The organism is Marinomonas sp. PE14-40, assembly GCF_051623805.1.
Lineage (GTDB): Bacteria > Pseudomonadota > Gammaproteobacteria > Pseudomonadales > Marinomonadaceae > Marinomonas.
In genome coordinates this window covers 2693043-2711562 of the sequence record NZ_CP130700.1, presented here as the reverse complement: position 1 = coordinate 2711562, position 18520 = coordinate 2693043, and the positions used below count along the sequence as shown (strand labels likewise).

Annotated in this window: 14 protein-coding genes; all 14 read left to right on the top strand. The window is 39.9% G+C overall.

The window, feature by feature from the left end; translation table 11 throughout:
* The first annotated feature begins 10 nt into the window (after window positions 1–10).
* The 14 genes from Q0A08_RS12550 (at window position 11) to Q0A08_RS12485 (ending at window position 18441) form a co-directional block, all read left to right on the top strand.
* Window positions 11–1429: a type VI secretion system contractile sheath domain-containing protein gene (locus tag Q0A08_RS12550; protein WP_438461892.1), complete on the top strand. Its 1419-nt coding sequence runs from the start codon at window positions 11–13 to the stop codon at window positions 1427–1429.
* On the top strand, window positions 1426–1851 hold the full coding sequence (tssE, locus tag Q0A08_RS12545; RefSeq protein WP_438461891.1) for a type VI secretion system baseplate subunit TssE: 426 nt from the start codon (window positions 1426–1428) through the stop codon (window positions 1849–1851). Before Q0A08_RS12550 ends, tssE begins: the two co-directional genes overlap by 4 nt.
* On the top strand, window positions 1844–3610 hold the full coding sequence (tssF, locus tag Q0A08_RS12540; protein WP_438461890.1) for a type VI secretion system baseplate subunit TssF: 1767 nt from the start codon (window positions 1844–1846) through the stop codon (window positions 3608–3610). The genes tssE and tssF overlap by 8 nt, the downstream gene beginning before the upstream one ends.
* Window positions 3601–4563: a type VI secretion system baseplate subunit TssG gene (locus tag Q0A08_RS12535; protein ID WP_438461889.1), complete on the top strand. Its 963-nt coding sequence runs from the start codon at window positions 3601–3603 to the stop codon at window positions 4561–4563. The genes tssF and Q0A08_RS12535 overlap by 10 nt, the downstream gene beginning before the upstream one ends.
* A 3-nt stretch (window positions 4564–4566) precedes the next feature.
* Window positions 4567–7182 carry a type VI secretion system ATPase TssH gene (gene tssH, locus Q0A08_RS12530; protein WP_438461888.1) on the top strand — a complete coding sequence of 872 codons (2616 nt, stop codon included), beginning with the start codon at window positions 4567–4569 and terminating at the stop codon, window positions 7180–7182.
* Window positions 7183–7198: 16 nt separating this feature from the next.
* Window positions 7199–7912 carry a hypothetical protein gene (locus tag Q0A08_RS12525; protein ID WP_438461887.1) on the top strand — a complete coding sequence of 238 codons (714 nt, stop codon included), beginning with the start codon at window positions 7199–7201 and terminating at the stop codon, window positions 7910–7912.
* A gap of 26 nt (window positions 7913–7938) precedes the next feature.
* A complete protein-coding gene (locus tag Q0A08_RS12520; protein WP_438461886.1) occupies window positions 7939–8943 on the top strand; it encodes an FHA domain-containing protein in 1005 nt (334 codons plus the stop codon).
* The gene (gene tssJ, locus Q0A08_RS12515) at window positions 8940–9464 is read left to right on the top strand and encodes a type VI secretion system lipoprotein TssJ (protein ID WP_438461885.1); all 525 of its coding nucleotides are present in this window, start codon (window positions 8940–8942) and stop codon (window positions 9462–9464) included. The genes Q0A08_RS12520 and tssJ overlap by 4 nt, the downstream gene beginning before the upstream one ends.
* Before the next feature lie 10 nt (window positions 9465–9474).
* A complete protein-coding gene (gene tssK, locus Q0A08_RS12510; RefSeq protein WP_438461884.1) occupies window positions 9475–10800 on the top strand; it encodes a type VI secretion system baseplate subunit TssK in 1326 nt (441 codons plus the stop codon).
* A gap of 7 nt (window positions 10801–10807) precedes the next feature.
* Window positions 10808–12001, top strand: coding sequence for a type IVB secretion system protein IcmH/DotU (gene icmH / locus Q0A08_RS12505; protein WP_438461883.1), 1194 nt, complete (start codon window positions 10808–10810; stop codon window positions 11999–12001).
* 32 nt (window positions 12002–12033) lie between these two features.
* Complete coding sequence (locus Q0A08_RS12500) at window positions 12034–15414, top strand: type VI secretion protein IcmF/TssM N-terminal domain-containing protein (RefSeq protein ID WP_438461881.1); 3381 nt, start codon at window positions 12034–12036, stop codon at window positions 15412–15414.
* Window positions 15414–16133 carry a protein kinase domain-containing protein gene (locus Q0A08_RS12495; protein WP_438461880.1) on the top strand — a complete coding sequence of 240 codons (720 nt, stop codon included), beginning with the start codon at window positions 15414–15416 and terminating at the stop codon, window positions 16131–16133. The genes Q0A08_RS12500 and Q0A08_RS12495 overlap by 1 nt, the downstream gene beginning before the upstream one ends.
* Window positions 16134–16249: 116 nt before the next feature.
* Window positions 16250–17755: an ATP-binding protein gene (locus Q0A08_RS12490; protein ID WP_438461879.1), complete on the top strand. Its 1506-nt coding sequence runs from the start codon at window positions 16250–16252 to the stop codon at window positions 17753–17755.
* Entirely contained in the window at window positions 17752–18441 is a 690-nt protein-coding gene (locus tag Q0A08_RS12485) for a response regulator (protein WP_438461878.1), read from the top strand. The genes Q0A08_RS12490 and Q0A08_RS12485 overlap by 4 nt, the downstream gene beginning before the upstream one ends.
* Window positions 18442–18520 lie beyond the last annotated feature (79 nt).

Here is an 18520-nt window from a genome sequence, read left to right as displayed (position 1 = left end):
GTAGTCGATAATGTTGCAGAATGATTTTCAGGATGATTTAAATCGACTTGATGCTAAGGGCGATGATTTTTTAAGGGAAGCATTAGCTTTGCTTGTTCATCTAGATGAACAAATTTTATCAAACCCTAGCGTATTAAGAGCGACAATTCAGCGCCTTATTACTGAAATTGACGCTAAGTTGTCCGAACAACTTTCTGCCATTATGCACCATGAAGATTTTAAGCAATTAGAGTCTTCATGGCGCAGCATTGACTCCCTTGCTCAGCTACCGATTAATAAGCAAAAGACAAAAGTCAGAATCATTGATATTTCATGGAATGAGCTATCACATGATGTGAACTCGTCCGTCTCGTTAAAGCGTAGTCATTTATATAACCTGTTAGGAAATAAAGAGCTTAATACGTCAGGCGGTCAGCCATTTGGCATGATAGTGGTAGATCACCTTGTCTCTATCGATTTTGATCAAGATTATGATGATGTATACACCTTAGAGCTATTGGCAAGTTTAGGTGAGTCTTGTTTATGTCCTTTTGTTTTATCGCCCTCAGATAACTTTTTTGGTGGTGGTGATGCCGATTGGTTATCAGATACAGATCGAATTGAAAAAATTCTAAATGGGCCTGAATTTGATGCTTGGCAAAGGCTGAGGAAAATACCAGCCTCTCGATTTTTAGGCTTGACTATGCCTAAAGTGAAGCTAAGAAATAGCTATCAAAATTTTTATTCGAACTTTGTTTTTAACGAAACTTACCACAAAGAAAACGGCCTGTGGGGCAGCGCTGCATTTATGCTTGCGTCTGTTGCTATGCGTGAATTTAACCGCATTAGTTGGTTTGGTTTTATGAAGTCTCGTTGGCAAGATCAGTATTATGGTGCGTTAGTAAATGTGCCACCCACTGGTGCTGGTTCTTTTAGTACTAAAAAACCTACCACTCAAGTTAACTTTATTACTGGGATGGGCGCTTTTTATGCGGACCAAGGTTTTGTCCCTATTTGTCATAGCTTAATGACAGATAAATACTACTTACGTGGCAATAATTCTATTTGGGACAGCGGTGCTAATGAAACTGATAAAGTAATGGGGCAGTTACAAACCACCTTGATGGTGTGTCGTATTTCTCATTATTTAAAAGTACAAATACGTAGCATGATAGGTAACTTTCAAACCGCACAAGAGTGTGAAGTCTACCTAAATAATTGGCTCGATAGATATTCGAGTAATCTTTTTAATGCAGATGAAAAAACCTTAGCTAAATTTCCGTTAAGCAAAGGCAAGGTGACTGTCCGTGAAGTTGCCGGTCACCAAGGTCGATATGTGTGTGATGTGTTAGTGCAGCCTCAATATCAATTCGACCATGTATGTGGGGAAGTCCTATTGTCGACGGATATCGGGCCAGAAGATGTTTCTTCTAGAGGAGTTTTATCATGATTTTTTGGAAAACCTTTTTGCAAGACGATGATATCTCGCATCATGACGAAACCTTAGAGGCTATTCGCTATCAGCTAACCGTTCTATTAAATTCAGAAGCTCCTATGTTGAGCTTGCCTAAGAATCTAAAGCAAGTAGAAAAATCTACCGTTAGATTTGGATTAGACAGTATTTATAGTATCAGCAGTCAAATGGATAATGATCAATTCTCACGTTCAATGGAAGGCTGGATAAGGGACTTTGAGCCAAGGCTAACTGATGTTCATGTTGAGATTGAAGAAGCAGAAACCCATAAGAACATTATTAGCTTTTCTTTAATGGCTCGAGTTACAACTGAAACCGGCAACCATGCCTTAATGTTTGATTCTAATATTTGTTTAGCAAATCAAACAGTTAGTTTAGAGGGGCAGGAAGTTGTCTGATCAATTAATGCGTTATTACGAGCGTGAGCTTGCTTATGTTCGAAAGTCCTTAGATGAGTTTGTTAATCAGTTTCCAGAACAAGCAGGCACGTTAAGGCTTAACCAAAGTGCTAATGAGGACCCTAATATCAGTCGCTTGATTGATGCAATGGCCTTATTGACTGCAAAAACTGAAAAACGCATAGATGAACAGTTTCCAGAGTTAGTTCAAGGGCTATTCTCCTTACTCTATCCAGGTTATCTGCAGGTTTCACCTAGCTATACCGTGTTGGAGTTAGAAGCAGACCCAGATAAATTAAGTGATATTGTTTACTTACCTAATGGTAGCCCATTAACTTTGCCAGTTAAATCTGGCCAAGAATGTGAATTTACCACGGTGAGTGACTTACAGATCTTGCCATTGGAAATCACTCAAGTTAAAGCTCAGGCAGCTCCTTTTAATTTTGTGACTCCGAATCAGCTTAAGCACTCAGACTCAGTGATACAAATCGAGTTGTCAGCGCTTGAAAATATGTTTAGTCAGATTGCCTTTAATGACTTTAACTTCTATATCCGAGGTTTCGAAAATAACTCGGCAAGTGTGATTGATTTACTGCTACTTCAAACGGAAGTGATCAGTGTATTTCATGGTGATCAGCAAAAGATTATTGATGTTGATCGTCTGGTTTCTCGTATTGGCGATGAAGATTTTCAGTGGTTACCAAAATACGCTAGCCACTTTAAAGGCTATGACTTATTGAGAGACTATTTTACCTACCCTGATAAATCTGCTTTTTTTAGTATTAAGAGCCTAGGGCAAGAGTTGTCAGAGTTCTCATCGGATAAGGTCACCATTAACTTTTTTGTTAAACAGCTGCCTGCCGAGTTCTTACGACTTTTTGATAAGAGTGTATTTGCATTAAATGCAGTGCCAAGTATCAACCTATTTGAAACCCGAGGCGAGCCACTTAATTACGACTTTTCTAAGTTAGCTTTGCCTGTTGTTGCGGATGTGAAGGCCGGAAACCAACTGGAGATTGTTTCGGTAGAAAGCGTAAGTGAAGTATTGCCGACGGGGGAAATTACCCTAAGTCCTGTCTATGAGTCTGGTTACTGGCATGATGATAAGTCTCCCCAATGGCAGGCAAAACAGTATTGGAATGAGCAGGGTAAGAGGCATATCGATCTATCGATAAGTTACCCATATAGTCAGCCAAGCGATTCAATTGTCTTGTCTATGATGCTCAAAGTATGTAATGGACGTACGCCATGTTTAGTGCCAGCTGGCACAGCAGCAGATTCGTTAGTCGCCATAGATTTACCCGGTGTATTGAAGACCTTGTCAGCGCCTACTGCGCCTCATTATCCTGATTTAGATAATAGAATGAACTGGCGTTTCATTGCCTTATTGAACTCGAATTTTTCATCTTTATTGCAAGCTGATGACCCAGTAAAAGCGCTTCAGCATGCACTACGATTATGTTGTCCGCAAACTCTATGTCCACAAGCAGATGCTATCAAGAATGTTGAATATCAGCATTTAGTGTCCCCTATGACAATTATGCAGCAAACAATTTTTGCTTCAGGCACTGAAGTGACTATTACTTTAGACGATGAATTAATTGCTAATCAGGTCGCAGTTTTTGCGCATGTACTAAACCATTTTTACCAACAGTTTTGTAGTTTTGATCGATTTATACAGCTCAAAATTAAACGCTTTGGTAACAGTCAATCGAGTATTAGTTTTCCTAAAGTGCATGGGAGCCAGATGTGTCTTTAGTCACTTCTGTTCTGGCTAACCCCAGACGTTATGACTTTATTCAGGTCATAAGGCTGTTGCGTATGGCTGCTAAAGATAAGCAGCTAAGATTTATACCTGAGCCTATGCCTGAGGGTGATAGTGAAGAAGTCATCGCGATTGAGCTAGGTGTTACTCGGTGCAAGGTGACTTTAGGCATCACTGCCTTGTCAGGTTGTAGAGGTGTTATCCCTGACTATCTGTATCAAGAATTACTTAATGCGTTGCATCAGGAAGAAACGTCATTACAAACCTTTTTAGACGTTTTTAACCATAGGTATTACCAACTATTTTCTGATTCAGTAACCAGCAACTTGCTTTTAAAAGAAGAGCAAGAAGTGATGCAGTCTGCAAATTCAAATAGCTTGAAGCAAAAAGATGCGCTCGCTCAGCTGTCTGCATTACCCCAAAGTCTGACAGAAGGGTCAACCACAAGTTTACTAAGGTTCAGTGTACTGATTGGACTGAAAACCCGAAACCTAAAGACGTTAAAGCAATTACTCAGTGCTTATTTTGATTTAGATATTTCCGCCAAAGTAGCAGAAAAAACAATTTATAGAGTGCCGTCAGATTGCCTGACTAAGTTAGGTCAAAGCCAAGGTCAAAATCAGCAACTTGGCCGTGGCTTTCTGTTAGGAAAGCAAGCCAGTCAGTATTTTCAATCGTTAGAGATTTTAGTGAAGCCAAGAAGTCATCGTGAATTTTTAGGCTTACATGCGAATTGGCATTTTGCTCGAAGCTTAAGAGCCTTGGTGTCTGTTTATTTGAGAGAACTCACGGATGTGAAAGTTTATTTATATGTAAAACGAGCCTATATAAATGAGCCTAAATTATCCGCATTGAATGGTGGTGTTCGACTGGGCGAGGCAAACTGTTTATTGCCAAAACAAGCCCCGGATGAATATCGAAAGATCCTTCTACAACCAGAGAGATAAATTATGTCCCACGTAAAACTAGGAAATTTAGTTAGTAAATTAGAACCAGAATTACGAAGTGCTTTAGAACAAGCTGCTGGTGTAGCAATGAAACAAAAAGTTGCCGCCATTGAAGTTGAGCACTGGTTGGTGCAAGTGCTTGCAGTAAGAGATCAAGCTTTTGAAACTTTCTTGAAAGTACAGAACGTTGATTCTACTGCCTTGATGAGTGAGCTGACATCTCGTTTAGACCGAATTCCTAAAGGCGCTGAAGGTCAGCCGACAGTCAGTGCTGGTTTGAGTGAGTTGATAGAAGCCGCTTGGATGCAAGCATCTGTTAACTTTGGTCATGGTCAAGTTAATGCCTTCCACCTATTACTGGTTATGGTTCAGGCCGATGCGTTTGGCGTGAAGAAAGTAAACTTGCCTAGTCTTTCAACTGTTTCAGTTGAAGCGTTACAATCTAAAATTAGTAAGCTGCAAACGGTCGCTAGCCTAAGCACAGCCGCCGCTGGAGAAGCGGGTGCCCCTGCTCAAGGTGGTGAAGGTGGTGCGCTTGATAAATACACCATTAACCTGACGCAACAAGCCCGTGATGGCAAGATTGACCCAATTTCAGGCCGTAATGCTGAAGTACGTTTAGCGATAGATATTCTTTGTCGTAAACGTCAGAACAACCCCATTTTAGTGGGTGAACCTGGAGTGGGTAAAACCGCTGTTGTAGAAGGCTTAGCGCTGCGTATTGTTAGCGGTGAAGTACCTCCTGTGATTCAAGGAGTTGAACTTCATACGTTGGATCTAGGTTTGCTTCAAGCGGGTGCGAGTATTAAGGGTGAGTTTGAAAACCGCCTTAAAGACGTTATTAACGAAGTGAAGAACTCTGAAACCCCTATTATTGTTTTCATTGATGAAGCGCATACTCTAATTGGTGCGGGTGGTGCAGCAGGGCAAAATGATGCCGCAAACTTGCTAAAGCCAGCCCTTGCTCGTGGTGAGTTTAGATCACTCGCCGCCACAACTTGGGCTGAGTATAAAAAATACTTTGAAAAAGATCCTGCATTAACTCGTCGTTTCCAAGTTGTGAAAGTAGAAGAGCCTAATGCGGTTGATGCATTGCAAATGCTTCGTGGAGTGGCTAAATCATTAAAAGCCCATCATGGTGTTTTCATCAAAGAAGATGCGCTAGATGCGGCTGTAAACCTGTCTATTCGTTACCTTCCTGCACGTCAATTACCAGATAAAGCGATCAGTTTGTTAGATACTGCCTGTGCGCGCATTGCTTTAACTCAAGGGGCGAAACCTGAGCGGATTGAAAGCTTAGAACAAAAAATTCGCTACTTTAATAGTGAATTGTCGGCATTAAATGTAGAAGATGCTGTATTCACTGATGCCGCAGAAGATAGACAAGCGCTTGCGGACCAAGTCGTTGAAATGGAAGCTGAGTTAGCGGGTTTGAACGACAAGTGGAATAAAGAGCTAGATCTTGTTCAACAAATTATTAGTTTAAGTGACACCATTCAAACTCAATACAAAGACGATGCGTTAGATGCTGAAGAGCAAGACGCATTACAAGGTTTATTGGGCCAGTTAGAAGAAGCCCAAGGCGACGAACCTTTGGTATTCTCTATGGTTGATTCAGGTGTAATTGCAGAAGTAATCTCAAGCTGGACCGGTATTCCTGCTGGCAGCATGGTGAAAGATGAAGTTGCGAAACTGCTAAACCTTGAAAATGCTTTGCATGAGAGAGTGATAGGCCAAGATGCAGCGATTGGAGAACTGGCTAAGAGTATACGTATTTCTCGTGCAGGCTTAACCGATAATCGTAAACCTGTTGGTGTGTTCCTAATGTGTGGTCCAAGTGGTGTCGGTAAAACCGAAACTGCGATGGCACTGGCAGATCAAGTCTTTGGTGGTGGGGATAACCTAACCGTTATTAACATGACTGAGTTTAAAGAAGAGCATAAGATCTCCATGCTACTAGGCTCGCCAGCGGGTTATGTTGGGTTTGGTGAAGGTGGTGTTCTGACTGAAGCGATTCGTCGTAACCCGTACTCAGTCTTGTTATTGGATGAAATGGAAAAAGCGCATCCAGGTGTACATGACCTTTTCTATCAAATTTTTGATAAAGGCCATATTAAAGATAGTGAAGGTCGTAATGTCGACTTTAAAAATACCATTATCATAATGACATCGAATGCTGCTGACCAAGCTATCTGTGATGTTTGTGACGAGCAAGAAGAGCGTCCGTCGACAACCGATTTGGTTGAACAAATTCGCCCCGACCTACAAACCTTCTTTAAACCTGCTTTCTTAGGTAGGGCGACTATCGTGCCTTACTATCCTCTTAATACAGAAGAGCTGACTAAGATTGCTGAAATCAGCTTAAAACGTATTCAGAATAAATTGGATGAGCAATATAAAGCGACATTTGAATGGGATCAAAGTTTTATTGATTTCGTTGTTTCGCGTAATATTGACCCGACAACTGGCGGTCGTGCAATTGAGCAGATTATTAATCGTTCATTAATGCCAAGACTTGCTGAAGAATGCATTCAAAGGTTGAGTGAAGGTTTAGAAATCTCAAGTGTTAAGGTGAGTGTTGAAACTAACTCGGGTGATTTAGCCCTAACCATAGATTAATAAAAAGAGGATAACCGTGCAGATTGCTAGAACAGGGTATCATCATACTAAGTGGGTTCTCAGTCTTGCATTGTTTTTACTAAGTGGTTCAGCCTTTGCGCTGGACCGCTTGTATCTAGCAACGCAGGAATGGCCACCCTATCAGACGGTAGATCGCGGAGAAATTGGCGGTGTTGCTGTTGAGCGAGTGCAATGTACTTTGCGTCAGATGGGCCAGCCCTATGAAATTACTATGATGCGCTGGGATAAGGCGCAGCTCTTAGTTGAAGCAAATAAAATGCATGGTTATTTTTCTGGCTCTAGTAGTGCTTCAAGAGAGTTATATTCAGACGCATCAGATCCTTTGATATCGGAGGAATTATCTTGGTTTATCTCTCCTAATGTGAGTCTAGATCTTGATGATGAGAGTGCCAAATACAAGGCTCGTTTCAGCGCTAAATTTAATACGAATAAATGGCTTAATTTAAAAGAAGAAGGTTTTAATGTGGTGAAAAAGCCGCGTGATTCTGACTCTTTGTTACAAATGTTATGGCAGGGTGATATCGATGTTGCTTTAGAATACCGTCTGGTATTTGAGCACTCTATGGCTCAGGAGAATATCCCATTAGATTACTTCCGCCGTGTTCCTTATGGTAGACAAGATCTAATGGTGCATTTTTCAAAAGAATTTTTACGTAAAAACCCTGTTTTCCTAGGCAATTTTAATAAGGCCCTAAAACAGTGTCTTTAATAGTGGACTTGTAAAAGAGCAAATTTATGTCGATAAGTTTACAGCTCGTTGAGCTACCAGAAAATGAACAAGTCAATAGTAGGCAGCTTTCCTTACCTGATACGGGAGGAACAATCGGGCGCTCTTTCGATTGTACGATCCAATTGCCTGATTTTAATCGTACTTTATCTCGAGTTCACGCAGAGATAGTTAAACACCCTAAAGGCTCTTATCAGATTATAGACAGAAGCGTGAATGGTGTTTTTGTGAATGGCCAGTTATTGGGCAAAGGTCTGCGTCACTTTTTGGCGGATGGCGATACGATTGTGATGGGAGCTTATACCTTACTCATCAGTGATATGGAATCCTTGTTCGCAGCCGAAGAAGAGCCACCTGTTTTAGATGATGTCTATGCTGAAGAGTTAGATGCAAAAAGCTTTTCTATTGATAGCTTAGACATAGGAAAAAAGAGCAAAGTACAAGAAAACCCTCAAAACCTAGGGGATTACTTTGATAATAAAGATGATGATTTTTCAGAGGAAGCCAACTTGTTCTCCAAGAAGAATGTATTAGCTGATGATGAGTTTGGTTTTGATCCGTTTGAGGAATCTCCTGCTGATTCCGAGTTTGAGATTAATGAGGAAAAAATTGAAGAAGTGAGCTCGCATGATGAAGATATTGTCATGTTAGAAGAGCCAAATGTGAGTCTGCAAACGACAACATCATCCAACTTGTTAGATGAACATCAGATGTTAAGCGACAGCATCATGGCTTTAAGTCAGATTGTTGATCAGCAAAAAATGGGGCTAAATAGTGCTATTGCTCACGAAAGATTAATGGAATGTATAGATAAAGCGGTAGATCGTTTTCTAGAAGATTTAGAGCCAGACCACATGGAAGATGTGTTTAACGACTATTTAACAGGCTGGGGCAACCGAGATAAAAAGTATTGGAAGTTGTACCGTAAAAACTTTATTCGCAAACAAGAAAGACGTGAGTTTCATCGTTCTTTCTCTGCGTTATTTTTAGAAGAATTAAGAGGCAATAAGTGAGGCTTTTGAACCTACCGGTCATTCTATGTGTGGCTTTAATGATGCTAGTGACTGGCTGTAGCAGTAATAGCGCGACGAGTGCCAACACCAAAGCATTTATTGCACCTTATCAAGTTGAGTTTAACGTTGAGACCCTAGATGATATTAATGCTTATGGTGATCAACAAGCTCGACCTATTGTAATTCGCATTTATCAACTCAGTGAGTTTGGTGTGTTTAATAATGCCGAGTTCTTAGACTTGTTTTCAAAAGATAGAGAAACATTAGCTGATTCGTTAATTGATGTGACATCACTGGCGCCAATGTTGCCGGGTAAAAATCAAAAAATCACCTTAGATGTACAGCAAGAGTCGCGTTATATCGCTGTGCTAGGTGAATTTGCAGATTATGCTAATGCTGAAGTTAAAGCTTATGTTGCTTTGGCTGAAACCCCTGAACAATATCCTGTTTATATTCGAGTTAGTGGTAAGAAAATTGCTATATCACAACCCGTTGATGAATCTTGGTGGAAAGTATTTTAAGGAGTCTAATTTGAGACGTCATCGCAAGGTAGTTTGGAGTGAAGGCATGTTTATCGCGCCTCAACATTTCCAGCAACAAGAGCGTTATAACCACCATTATCTAGAGCAGTATATCGCTTTGACTCAAGGTGGTCAGCGTTATGGTTTATCAACACTTGAAATTGATCAACATAGATTACAAATAGGCAAAATCGCTGTCACTCAGTGTCGTGGTTTATTCCCTGATGGTACTTATTTTGAAAGCACCAGAGAGCTCTTATTAGATGTTAAGCAAGGGGCATTGGAAAAGATAATTTACCTCGCTTTACCGATGAAGATTGAAGGTGAAAACGAATACGGTCTAAGAGAAGAAAATAAACGTTATTTAAAAGAAACCGTTAACTTATTTGATGCCAGTGATTCGAGCCAGAACTCAGTAGAAACGACAGTTGCAGAGCCAAATGTCAGATTGTTATTAGAAGGCGATGAAATGACGGGAATGACTGTCATTCCAATCGCAAAAATTCTTGAAAGTCGTGAGAGTGGACAGCTGGTATTAGATCAAAGCTTTATCCCTGCTTGCTTACAATATGGTGCTTCAAGCCTATTAAAAGAAAGAGTGAAAGAGCTATTAGTGCTAACTCAAACCCGTGCTAACTCTGTTGTACAGCGTATTGGTGCAGGTCAAGATCGTAAAAGCGAACAAAGCCTGATGCGAGAGTATCTATGGTTGCAAACACTGAACCGCTGGTTACCTTGGTTGCACTTAACAGCAAATAACACCGAGCTGAGTTTAGATGAGTTTTACGATGGATTAGTACGCTTTTCTTCAGAGCTTGCCAGCTTTAAACCGAGTGTAGCCGAAGCGCCAGACTTATTAGTAAGAGATGATTTACAACACGTATTGGGTAAATTATTTACTCGCTTACGTGATCAGTTATCTATGGTGCAAAGTGACAATGTGGTTGAGTTTGCTTGGGATACCAAATTATTTGAACGTCGTCGCTTATTGAGAACCTCGGTTAAAGATATTCACCTGATGGAAAATCGACGTTTTGTCTTGGCTGTAGAGTCTAGTATAGGGACATCAGCATTAGCACAAATCTTTCCAACGGCGTGTACCTTATGTGGTTTAGGGCAAGTGGCAGAACTTGTGCGTAATGGCCTTTCAGGCATTAGTTTAAATGTGTTGCCAGTTGCACCGAATGAGCTAAAACCTAGAGCTGATATTTGTTATGTCGAAATCGATACACGCCATATTTACTGGCAAGAGATAAAGGAAAAGCGTGAAGCGTTAGCTATTCACGTCGATAGCCGTATCCCTGATTTGCACCTGCAACTCTATGTCTTAGGTTGAGTTATTTATGAATAATTATCTTGATGAAGCGACAATTGCTGTCGCTCCAGCATCTTCTGCTGCAACTGCATCTCATTTTAAAGACGCCGTATTTTTAGAAAGTGCGAGCGCATTAAAAAATCAGGCGAAAGATGCGGTTGATCTGCAAAATTATCTGCATTTTGATAATGCTATTATGAGTGCCAGTGCCGAGCTATTAGCCTTAACCGTCACTGTTGCACGTATGCAGAAGCCGGATGATCTTTTTCTATTTAAGAAAGGCATCAAGCGAATTATTTCAGACTTAAAACATAAAATAGCAGCGCTAGATTACCCGCCATCTGTGGCGGATAAAACCTGCTTCTTATTTTGTATTGTGATTGATGAGCAAATTCTACATAGCGTATGGGGCGAAGAATCCAGTTGGGAAAACCAAACTTTAGTAAGTGAGCTCTTTGGTATGCGTAACGGTGGGGAACAATTTTATACGGTAGCAGAAAGAGCTTTGTCTCAGCCTGCAATGTTAATTGATCTGCTAGAGCTGATTTACGTTTTCTTGAAAATAGGTTTTCGTGGTCAATACCGAGTGCATGGTAGTGATAAATTAGAAGAGCTACTTAAGCGTTTAGAGAAAAATATTTTTGAGAATAGAGAAAGGCCAGAATTGAGCCTTTTTAACGGCACCAATGATGTAAATGCTTCGTTTTTTCATAAGGCTAAGAAGCCGCAAAGGCCAGCTAAGTTTTGGCGCCAAGCTTTATTATGTGCCGCTTCAATAGCCTTAGTCTTTGCTGGTATCTCTTATTGGTATCAAACTACTTTACCGCAAAAAGCGAGAAGCTTTATTCAATTAAGTGAGTTTACTCAAGCCTATTTTAATGAAGTTGACGGAAAAGACATTGAGTACACTTATGTCAGTACTGATGAAGAGATGCTGAATACTGCCAAGGCTAATGTAAAAGTGAACCCTGTAATTCCTCAGACTGTGCAAACAAAAAACCAGAATACTTGGCGTTTACAGTTGGCGACCTTATCGACTGAAAAGTCTGCTCAATCCTTTATTCAAGAGTTAGCGTTTTATAAAGGCACCGCCGAAATAGTTAAATGGCGAAGTAAGTTTCGTGTAGTTATTAATTTTAGCGATAAAAATACAGCGTATGGTGCGCTGGATAAAATCCGTAAAAATGGCATTCCTGATGCCTTTATTGTCACCCTGAAATAAGTCGCTAATACGCTATAAGGTAGGTTGGTTAAATGATAAAGAATAAAAAAGCTATTTGGTCTTTTATTGGACTATTATTTTTATTCGGTACGTTACAGGCTTCATTTGCGTGGGGATTTGGTCTTTTGGCTATGACACCTTGGTGGCAGGGTGCCTTGGCTGTGGCCACGATTCTTTTCACTTCTATTGTGTCTAGCTTCATAGTCGTTAAAAGTTTGTTTAAAGTTAAAGACCCTAAAAAAGAAGAGTCGAAACTTCAGGCAAGTTTTTACCGAGCTTACCTCAAGAAAAGCTTTGATGCGCTGTGGCGTATACAGGCAAAAACATCGACAAACCCATATCACACACCATGGTATCTATATTTTAATGAAAACTATGATGATGACAGAGAACTGATTCAACAGATGGGCTATGAGCCTATAGAGTTAGAAGAAAAATATAATAACGAAAACGCACCTATTAGTTTCTGGTTAAACGAAAATAGTGTGCTTGTTTGTGTTCATCAGAAAAGCCCATCAGAGAAGCTTAAACAAGCAACAGAGTTACTGACCAAACACTTGCTTAAAAAGCGTCCAAGACAAGCCGTAAACGGCATTATTCTTGGCGTTAGTATTCGTGAGTTGTTAGCCAATGACAGCGGTGCAATTTCAAATAAAGGTAAGCAGGATAGAAACTTAATTCGCCACTTCAATCATGCCTTTGGTTTGAATTTACCTATCTACTCTATTTTCACACATATGTCTGAACTAAGGGATTTTTGCGAGATATTCTCTACCTTAGATGAGAGACAAAGAGACCAAGCTTTTGGTGCGCTAGTGCCAGAAATCACTCAATTAGAGTTTAATAAAACTTGGTTTGATGAGTCTTATGATAGTTTGCAAAAAAGTATTTCTGATAGTTTGAGTAATGCCCTGAGAAGCCAGCTTAATACAGATTATCGTGATGCGATTGTTGCCGGTACTTTCCAGTTTTCTATGCTTAAGTCGACCATAGAAAATTACTTTAACAGCCTCTTTATTGATCATCAGTTTGAAGGTAAAGCACTTTATTTTCGCGGTTACTTCTTTGTTAATGCGGGTGGTGAGGCAAGGCCAATTGACCCATTGACCATGATGCAAGCGTCCGATCTAGGTTACGAGCAGCTAGCTAAACAAGAGCTTGTTAAAAAGAACCTCAGCCTATTTGGTAAGCGTTTAATGCGTTCTATTCTTGTCAAAGAAGCGCCAATTGTTGGCGTTCAGACACGTAGAGAGTTCACCTATCGGGTAACTCGAGTTGCTGTTACCGGTGGGCTTTTGCTTATCTTTGCAGGCTTCTTATGGATTCTAAAATCAAGTTTTGATTACCAGCAAGCAATCGATCAACAAGCAATCGTGCAGTTGGATCGTTATGAGGAAAACTTAGAGTCTAACCAGTCAATTTCTGATGATTTATCATCGCCTATTTTCAGCTTGTCTGAAATTCGTGATATCTACTTGTTATACCGTGTTGAAAAGCCTTGGTTTTTGTTTTCTTGGTTGCCTGATTCAAGTATTCAAGTTGAAGTGGATAAAGCCTACTTTAGAGAGCTAGAAGAGGTACTTCTAGTACGAATGAGAGATTACCTTCTCAAAGATCTATTCGTTTATAACAAGCTAGGTGATAAGGTGAAAACCTTAGAACTCTTCAACTTACAGCAAATTTTATATAATCCAGTCAGAGAGAATAGCGAAGTTCTGGTTGAGTACTATGTCAGTGCACTTAAAGAAGAGGGCGAAGGCGATAGTGTGATTCTAGAGCGGTTCAGAGAGTTATCTCACGACCTATTAGCCACTACGGCTGTTCCGCAACAAGATAACCAGGAATTGGTTGATCTAGTGAAAACCTCACTTTCTACGGAAGATGTTAGTGAGCTTTTATATCAGCATATTTTACAAGAAGAGAGCTTGGCTCAGCGAATTGATCTAAGAGAAAAACTAGGCCAGTCCTATAAGAAAATCTTTGATTTCAAACCTGGCTTTAATCAATATGTTGTTCCTTTCATCTTTACCCGAGATGGCTTCCAAGAGTTGATGGCAAGCACAGGCTTTGAATTAGCGGATGATGCAATTAAAGGCTACGAAGGTGTGATGGGGAGAGTGAGCGAAGCAGAGCTTAACCGTATCAACCGACAATTACGCCAACGTTATATAGATGACTATATCAACTTCTGGCAAAACTTTGTGTCCAATATCGAATGGGTCGAAACAACAGGATGGACGGATACAAAGCAACAGTTAGCTATCGGTTCAGACCCTATTTTTTCACCGCTTGTTAGACTTTATAACCTGATTGGTAGTCACACTAATATCAGTGCTTTATTTAATCTTAAGGCGGCACCTAAGGAAGGTGAGGCAGAAGCGGATAACAAGCCAAGTGAAATGGTTACCAAGATTGCAAATGCTATTGAATTACCTTTTGTTAGTTATCATAAATTAATTGAATTGGATGATGCTGGTCAAAGTCGATTGGATATAGCCTTGGGGCAAATGACAAATACCCTAAGCTGGGTGCAACAATCTGATGAAAGCCAATCACGTGAAAGGTTCTTCCTAGATCAAGTCTTTAAGCTAGATACGATTAGTCCTATTGCACAAATGGACACCTTGAGTCGCAGCTATACAGATCCAATCTTACCTAATTTATTGAAAGGTGTTGCGACTACGTTTAATCAGCTCGCTCTGATTGATATAAGAGCGCTTATTAATAATGATTGGTCTCAGGTGAGTGATTTTTATCAGGCAAGATTAAGTAAAAAGTATCCTTATACAAAGACAGCATCGGATGATGTTAGCTTACAGGACTTCCAGACTTTTTATGGTCCTGAAGGGAAAGTAGCATCCTTTGTTAATGTGTATGGTAAATATTTCACGAAAGGTAATGATGGCCGCATGATGATGCGCAGTTTCCTATCGAATCGTCATTTGATTTTGAATTCTGCCTATGCAACGTCTGTCGATGATGTGTCAAATATAAGAACTGTGTTCTTTAATGATAAGGCGATTCAAATTCCTTTCTTAGTGAAAGCTCAGTCTATGACACCAACCTTAACTGAGTTTACGATTCGTGATGATGGCTTGTTATTCTCCTATCGCAATGGGCCTACCTTATGGCAAAACTTGACCTGGCCTATGTTAGATAATCAATCTTTTAATCTTGATCTACAGATAAAAAATGTTGATGGGGTCGTTAATCGTCAACGCTTCGAAGGTTTTTGGAATTGGTTTAGATTAGCAGACTCGCTTGATGGTTCTTTAATCACGGGCACGAAAGATGTTTCGCTTTTATATGCAGATAAAGACAATCAAGTGAGATTTATTTTGCGCGTCGAAAATGGTGTAAACCCTTTCACCGCAAACTTTTTTGCAGGTACTAGGGTGCCTGTCTCACTATAATGTTTGATCTTAAAGGCTGGCTTGAAAGTCAGTCTGTATATGATGAGCAAGTACAAAATTTAGGCGTAAATTTTGTACTTGTTAAGCACAAAGAGCGAGGTGTCTGGCATAAGCTTAAGTTTGCGTTTGAAGAGTCTGATCGTTATTTGGTCTCCCAAGAAGCTCTTTGGTTAAGGCGAAGTTCAGCGTGCCAACCGATTAAATGTTATGCCTCTGACACCCGTGAAAGTTATCAAATTATTATTATGGATTACCTTGTCGGAACCAGTTTATCTGATCAGATAAGAGCAGATAAAAAAGACAGAGTTTCGAATGGTGTTTTACTATCTTTATTCAATAGTATTAATAAGTTGCATGAAGAGGGTGTTATTCATAATGATATAAAACCTAACAATATTATTATCCAAGATGAGCAAGCATATTTAATCGACTTTGCAAGCTGTGGTTGGCTAAATCAAAGTTATAGCGCGAAAAAATATAAATCCTTTACTCCTGCTTATGCTCTGCCTGAGTCTCATGCTCTCGTTGAGTTTCAACCCCTTGCTGACTGGTATGCCTATCTCTTGTTGTTAGACCTTATTCTAAATGGGTCTGTTTTAACCTTGTCGAATGATAACTTGGTGGCTTTTTCTCAGCATCAAGATAATGTAATTCGCGCTTATCAATTTCCAGAAATGATTGAGACTTTTCTCGTTTCCCAGTTAGGTTTAATCAATTAACGTTTTGTTTTTGATTTGTTTAACTAATAATAAAAGCGGCTTTGCAGAAAAATGAATATTGTGGAGATGTGGTGAATTTTAATTAATATGTATCTGAATAAGTGGAGGCTAAATTTTTGAAAACATATAATGCATGGATGGCTTTAACAGTATTTCAAAAACTCATGCTTACCTTGTTGGGACTCACCGCTGTTATTTTAATAGCGACTTTAGGTCTGGCAAGATGGAGCTTCGAAAGAGGCTTTTTAGACTATGCAAATGCATTGGAACAAACTCGCCTTGAAGTTGTGTCGAATAATCTCACCGAGCTTTATTTCGAGGCGGGTGGGGATTGGAAAAAGATCCCTAAAGAGAGTTTAGAGAGTCACCTTTATTTGTTGCCTAAACGCAGTGGTAGTGATTCAGAAAAGCCTCTTCCTCCAGGTATCCATAAAAGACAGTACGACAGCGCTACCTCTTATAATAAAGATCCTTTGAATGCTGATATGGGGACTCCTCCAGCAGGACGTATTGGTATTAATAGAGATAAAGCCGCGCCCTTTACCGCGCTTTATGACGAGAATCATAGTTTTGTAGCAGGCGATTGGATGGATGATGCAGAGAATCTAAGCATTGCTATTCCCATTATTGCCATGGGTAAACAAATAGGGGAATTACACAGTATACCGCCACGCTTTTTTCAAAGCCCCCTTGAGACTGAATTCTCCAAACAGCAACTGATGCGAAGTATTGTGATAGGAACCGTGGCTTTGATCTCTGCCGCCTTGCTATCTTGGATGCTTGCAACCTTATTTTTAAATCGCCATCGTTATGTACTGAAAGCTATCAAGTCTTTATCTCGTGGAGACTACTCTCCGAAAAAGCTGCTATCAGGGCGTGATGAAGTCGGTTTGTTAATGGAAGACATTAACTATCTAGCTAAAACGCTAGAAGAGAACCGAGATTCAAGAAGGCGCTGGTTAGCAGATATTTCTCATGAATTACGTACCCCTCTGACAATTTTAACCGGTGAAATTCAATCTCTTAAAGATGGTATTAGAGAATTTGATTATGCGCAGATCTGTTCATTAGAGCAGGAAATTAATTTTATGCGTAAGTTAACTGATGATTTATATGAGCTATCTGTCTCTGATATTGGTGGTCTAAACTATGAATTCAAAAAGATTGATTTAGAAACGGTACTCACAACGACCTGTGCGAGTTATAAAAATAGAGCGTTAGCTAACGACATTAAATTTGAAGTGTCATCACAATCTCAAGTTTTTAGTGGTGACTCAGCCCGTTTGGCTCAGTTGTTTAAAAACATGTTGTCCAACTCGCTGGCTTACACAGATAGTCCTGGTGTAATAGAAATCAGAATGATGACAGAGGACAATCAGGTCACCATCATTTTTGAAGACAGTGCACCTGGTGTTAAGCCAGATGACTGCGAACGTCTATTTAATCCTCTGCATAGGCAAGATGAATCAAGAACTCGACGTCGTGATGGTTCAGGTTTAGGATTAGCGATAAGCCGCAATATTGTTGAGGCACATCGTGGAAAAATTTTAGCATCTCCTTCTAAGTTAGGAGGATTAAAAATAACAATTACTTTCCCTATTATAAATGGATATAGAAGATGAGCTCCGGGCTAATTTATATAGTTGAAGATGAAGTCAAAATTGCGCAAATCCTCGTCGATTATCTGGTTAAAGATAATTATGACGTGAAGGTTTTGTACCGTGGAGATGAAGCAGTAGAGCGCATTATGGAAAGCAAGCCAGACCTTGTTATCCTAGACGTTATGCTACCTGGTAAAAGTGGTATCAATATCTGTAAGGAACTTAGAGAGCACTCTAATGTACCTATCATGATGTTGACTGCACGAATTGATGAAATGGATCGTCTCGTCGGTTTGAAAGTTGGGGCAGACGATTATGTTTGTAAACCTTTCTTACCTAGAGAAGTGGTAGCACGAGTAAATGCAATTTTACGTCGTGTGAATCGTATTGATGATGAAGAAGAAAAGTCAACCGAGTTGGTTTATCGCTCAATCACATTGGATCTTGAGTGCTTTAAATGCCACGCCAATGGTCAATATGTCGAGTTAACACCAGTTGAATACCGCTTATTGCAGATCATGGTATCACGTCCTAAGCGTGTATTCTCTCGCGAAAGCTTGATGCAAAAGTGCTACAAGGATGACCGTATTGTCAGTGATAGAACCATTGATAGTCATGTAAAGAATTTACGTAAAAAGCTTGCGGCCGCAGATCCAAGTGAAGAAATTATTCACTCCATCTATGGGGTTGGTTACAAGGTCGAATAAGCCTTTAGCCTCAAATCTCCTCTCTTCTTTTTAGGGTCATAATTTAAGTATTATGGCCCTTTTTATCTTTTGTTAGCCT

What these genes read in the sequence shown, in the direction of transcription:
- Q0A08_RS12550 (WP_438461892.1), top strand. Translation starts at nt 11, where the DNA reads ATGTTGCAGAATGATTTTCAGGATGATTTAAATCGACTTGATGCTAAG.
- tssE (WP_438461891.1), top strand. Translation starts at nt 1,426, where the DNA reads ATGATTTTTTGGAAAACCTTTTTGCAAGACGATGATATCTCGCATCAT.
- tssH (WP_438461888.1), top strand. Translation starts at nt 4,567, where the DNA reads ATGTCCCACGTAAAACTAGGAAATTTAGTTAGTAAATTAGAACCAGAA.
- Q0A08_RS12520 (WP_438461886.1), top strand. Translation starts at nt 7,939, where the DNA reads ATGTCGATAAGTTTACAGCTCGTTGAGCTACCAGAAAATGAACAAGTC.
- icmH (WP_438461883.1), top strand. Translation starts at nt 10,808, where the DNA reads ATGAATAATTATCTTGATGAAGCGACAATTGCTGTCGCTCCAGCATCT.
- Q0A08_RS12500 (WP_438461881.1), top strand. Translation starts at nt 12,034, where the DNA reads ATGATAAAGAATAAAAAAGCTATTTGGTCTTTTATTGGACTATTATTT.
- Q0A08_RS12495 (WP_438461880.1), top strand. Translation starts at nt 15,414, where the DNA reads ATGTTTGATCTTAAAGGCTGGCTTGAAAGTCAGTCTGTATATGATGAG.
- Q0A08_RS12485 (WP_438461878.1), top strand. Translation starts at nt 17,752, where the DNA reads ATGAGCTCCGGGCTAATTTATATAGTTGAAGATGAAGTCAAAATTGCG.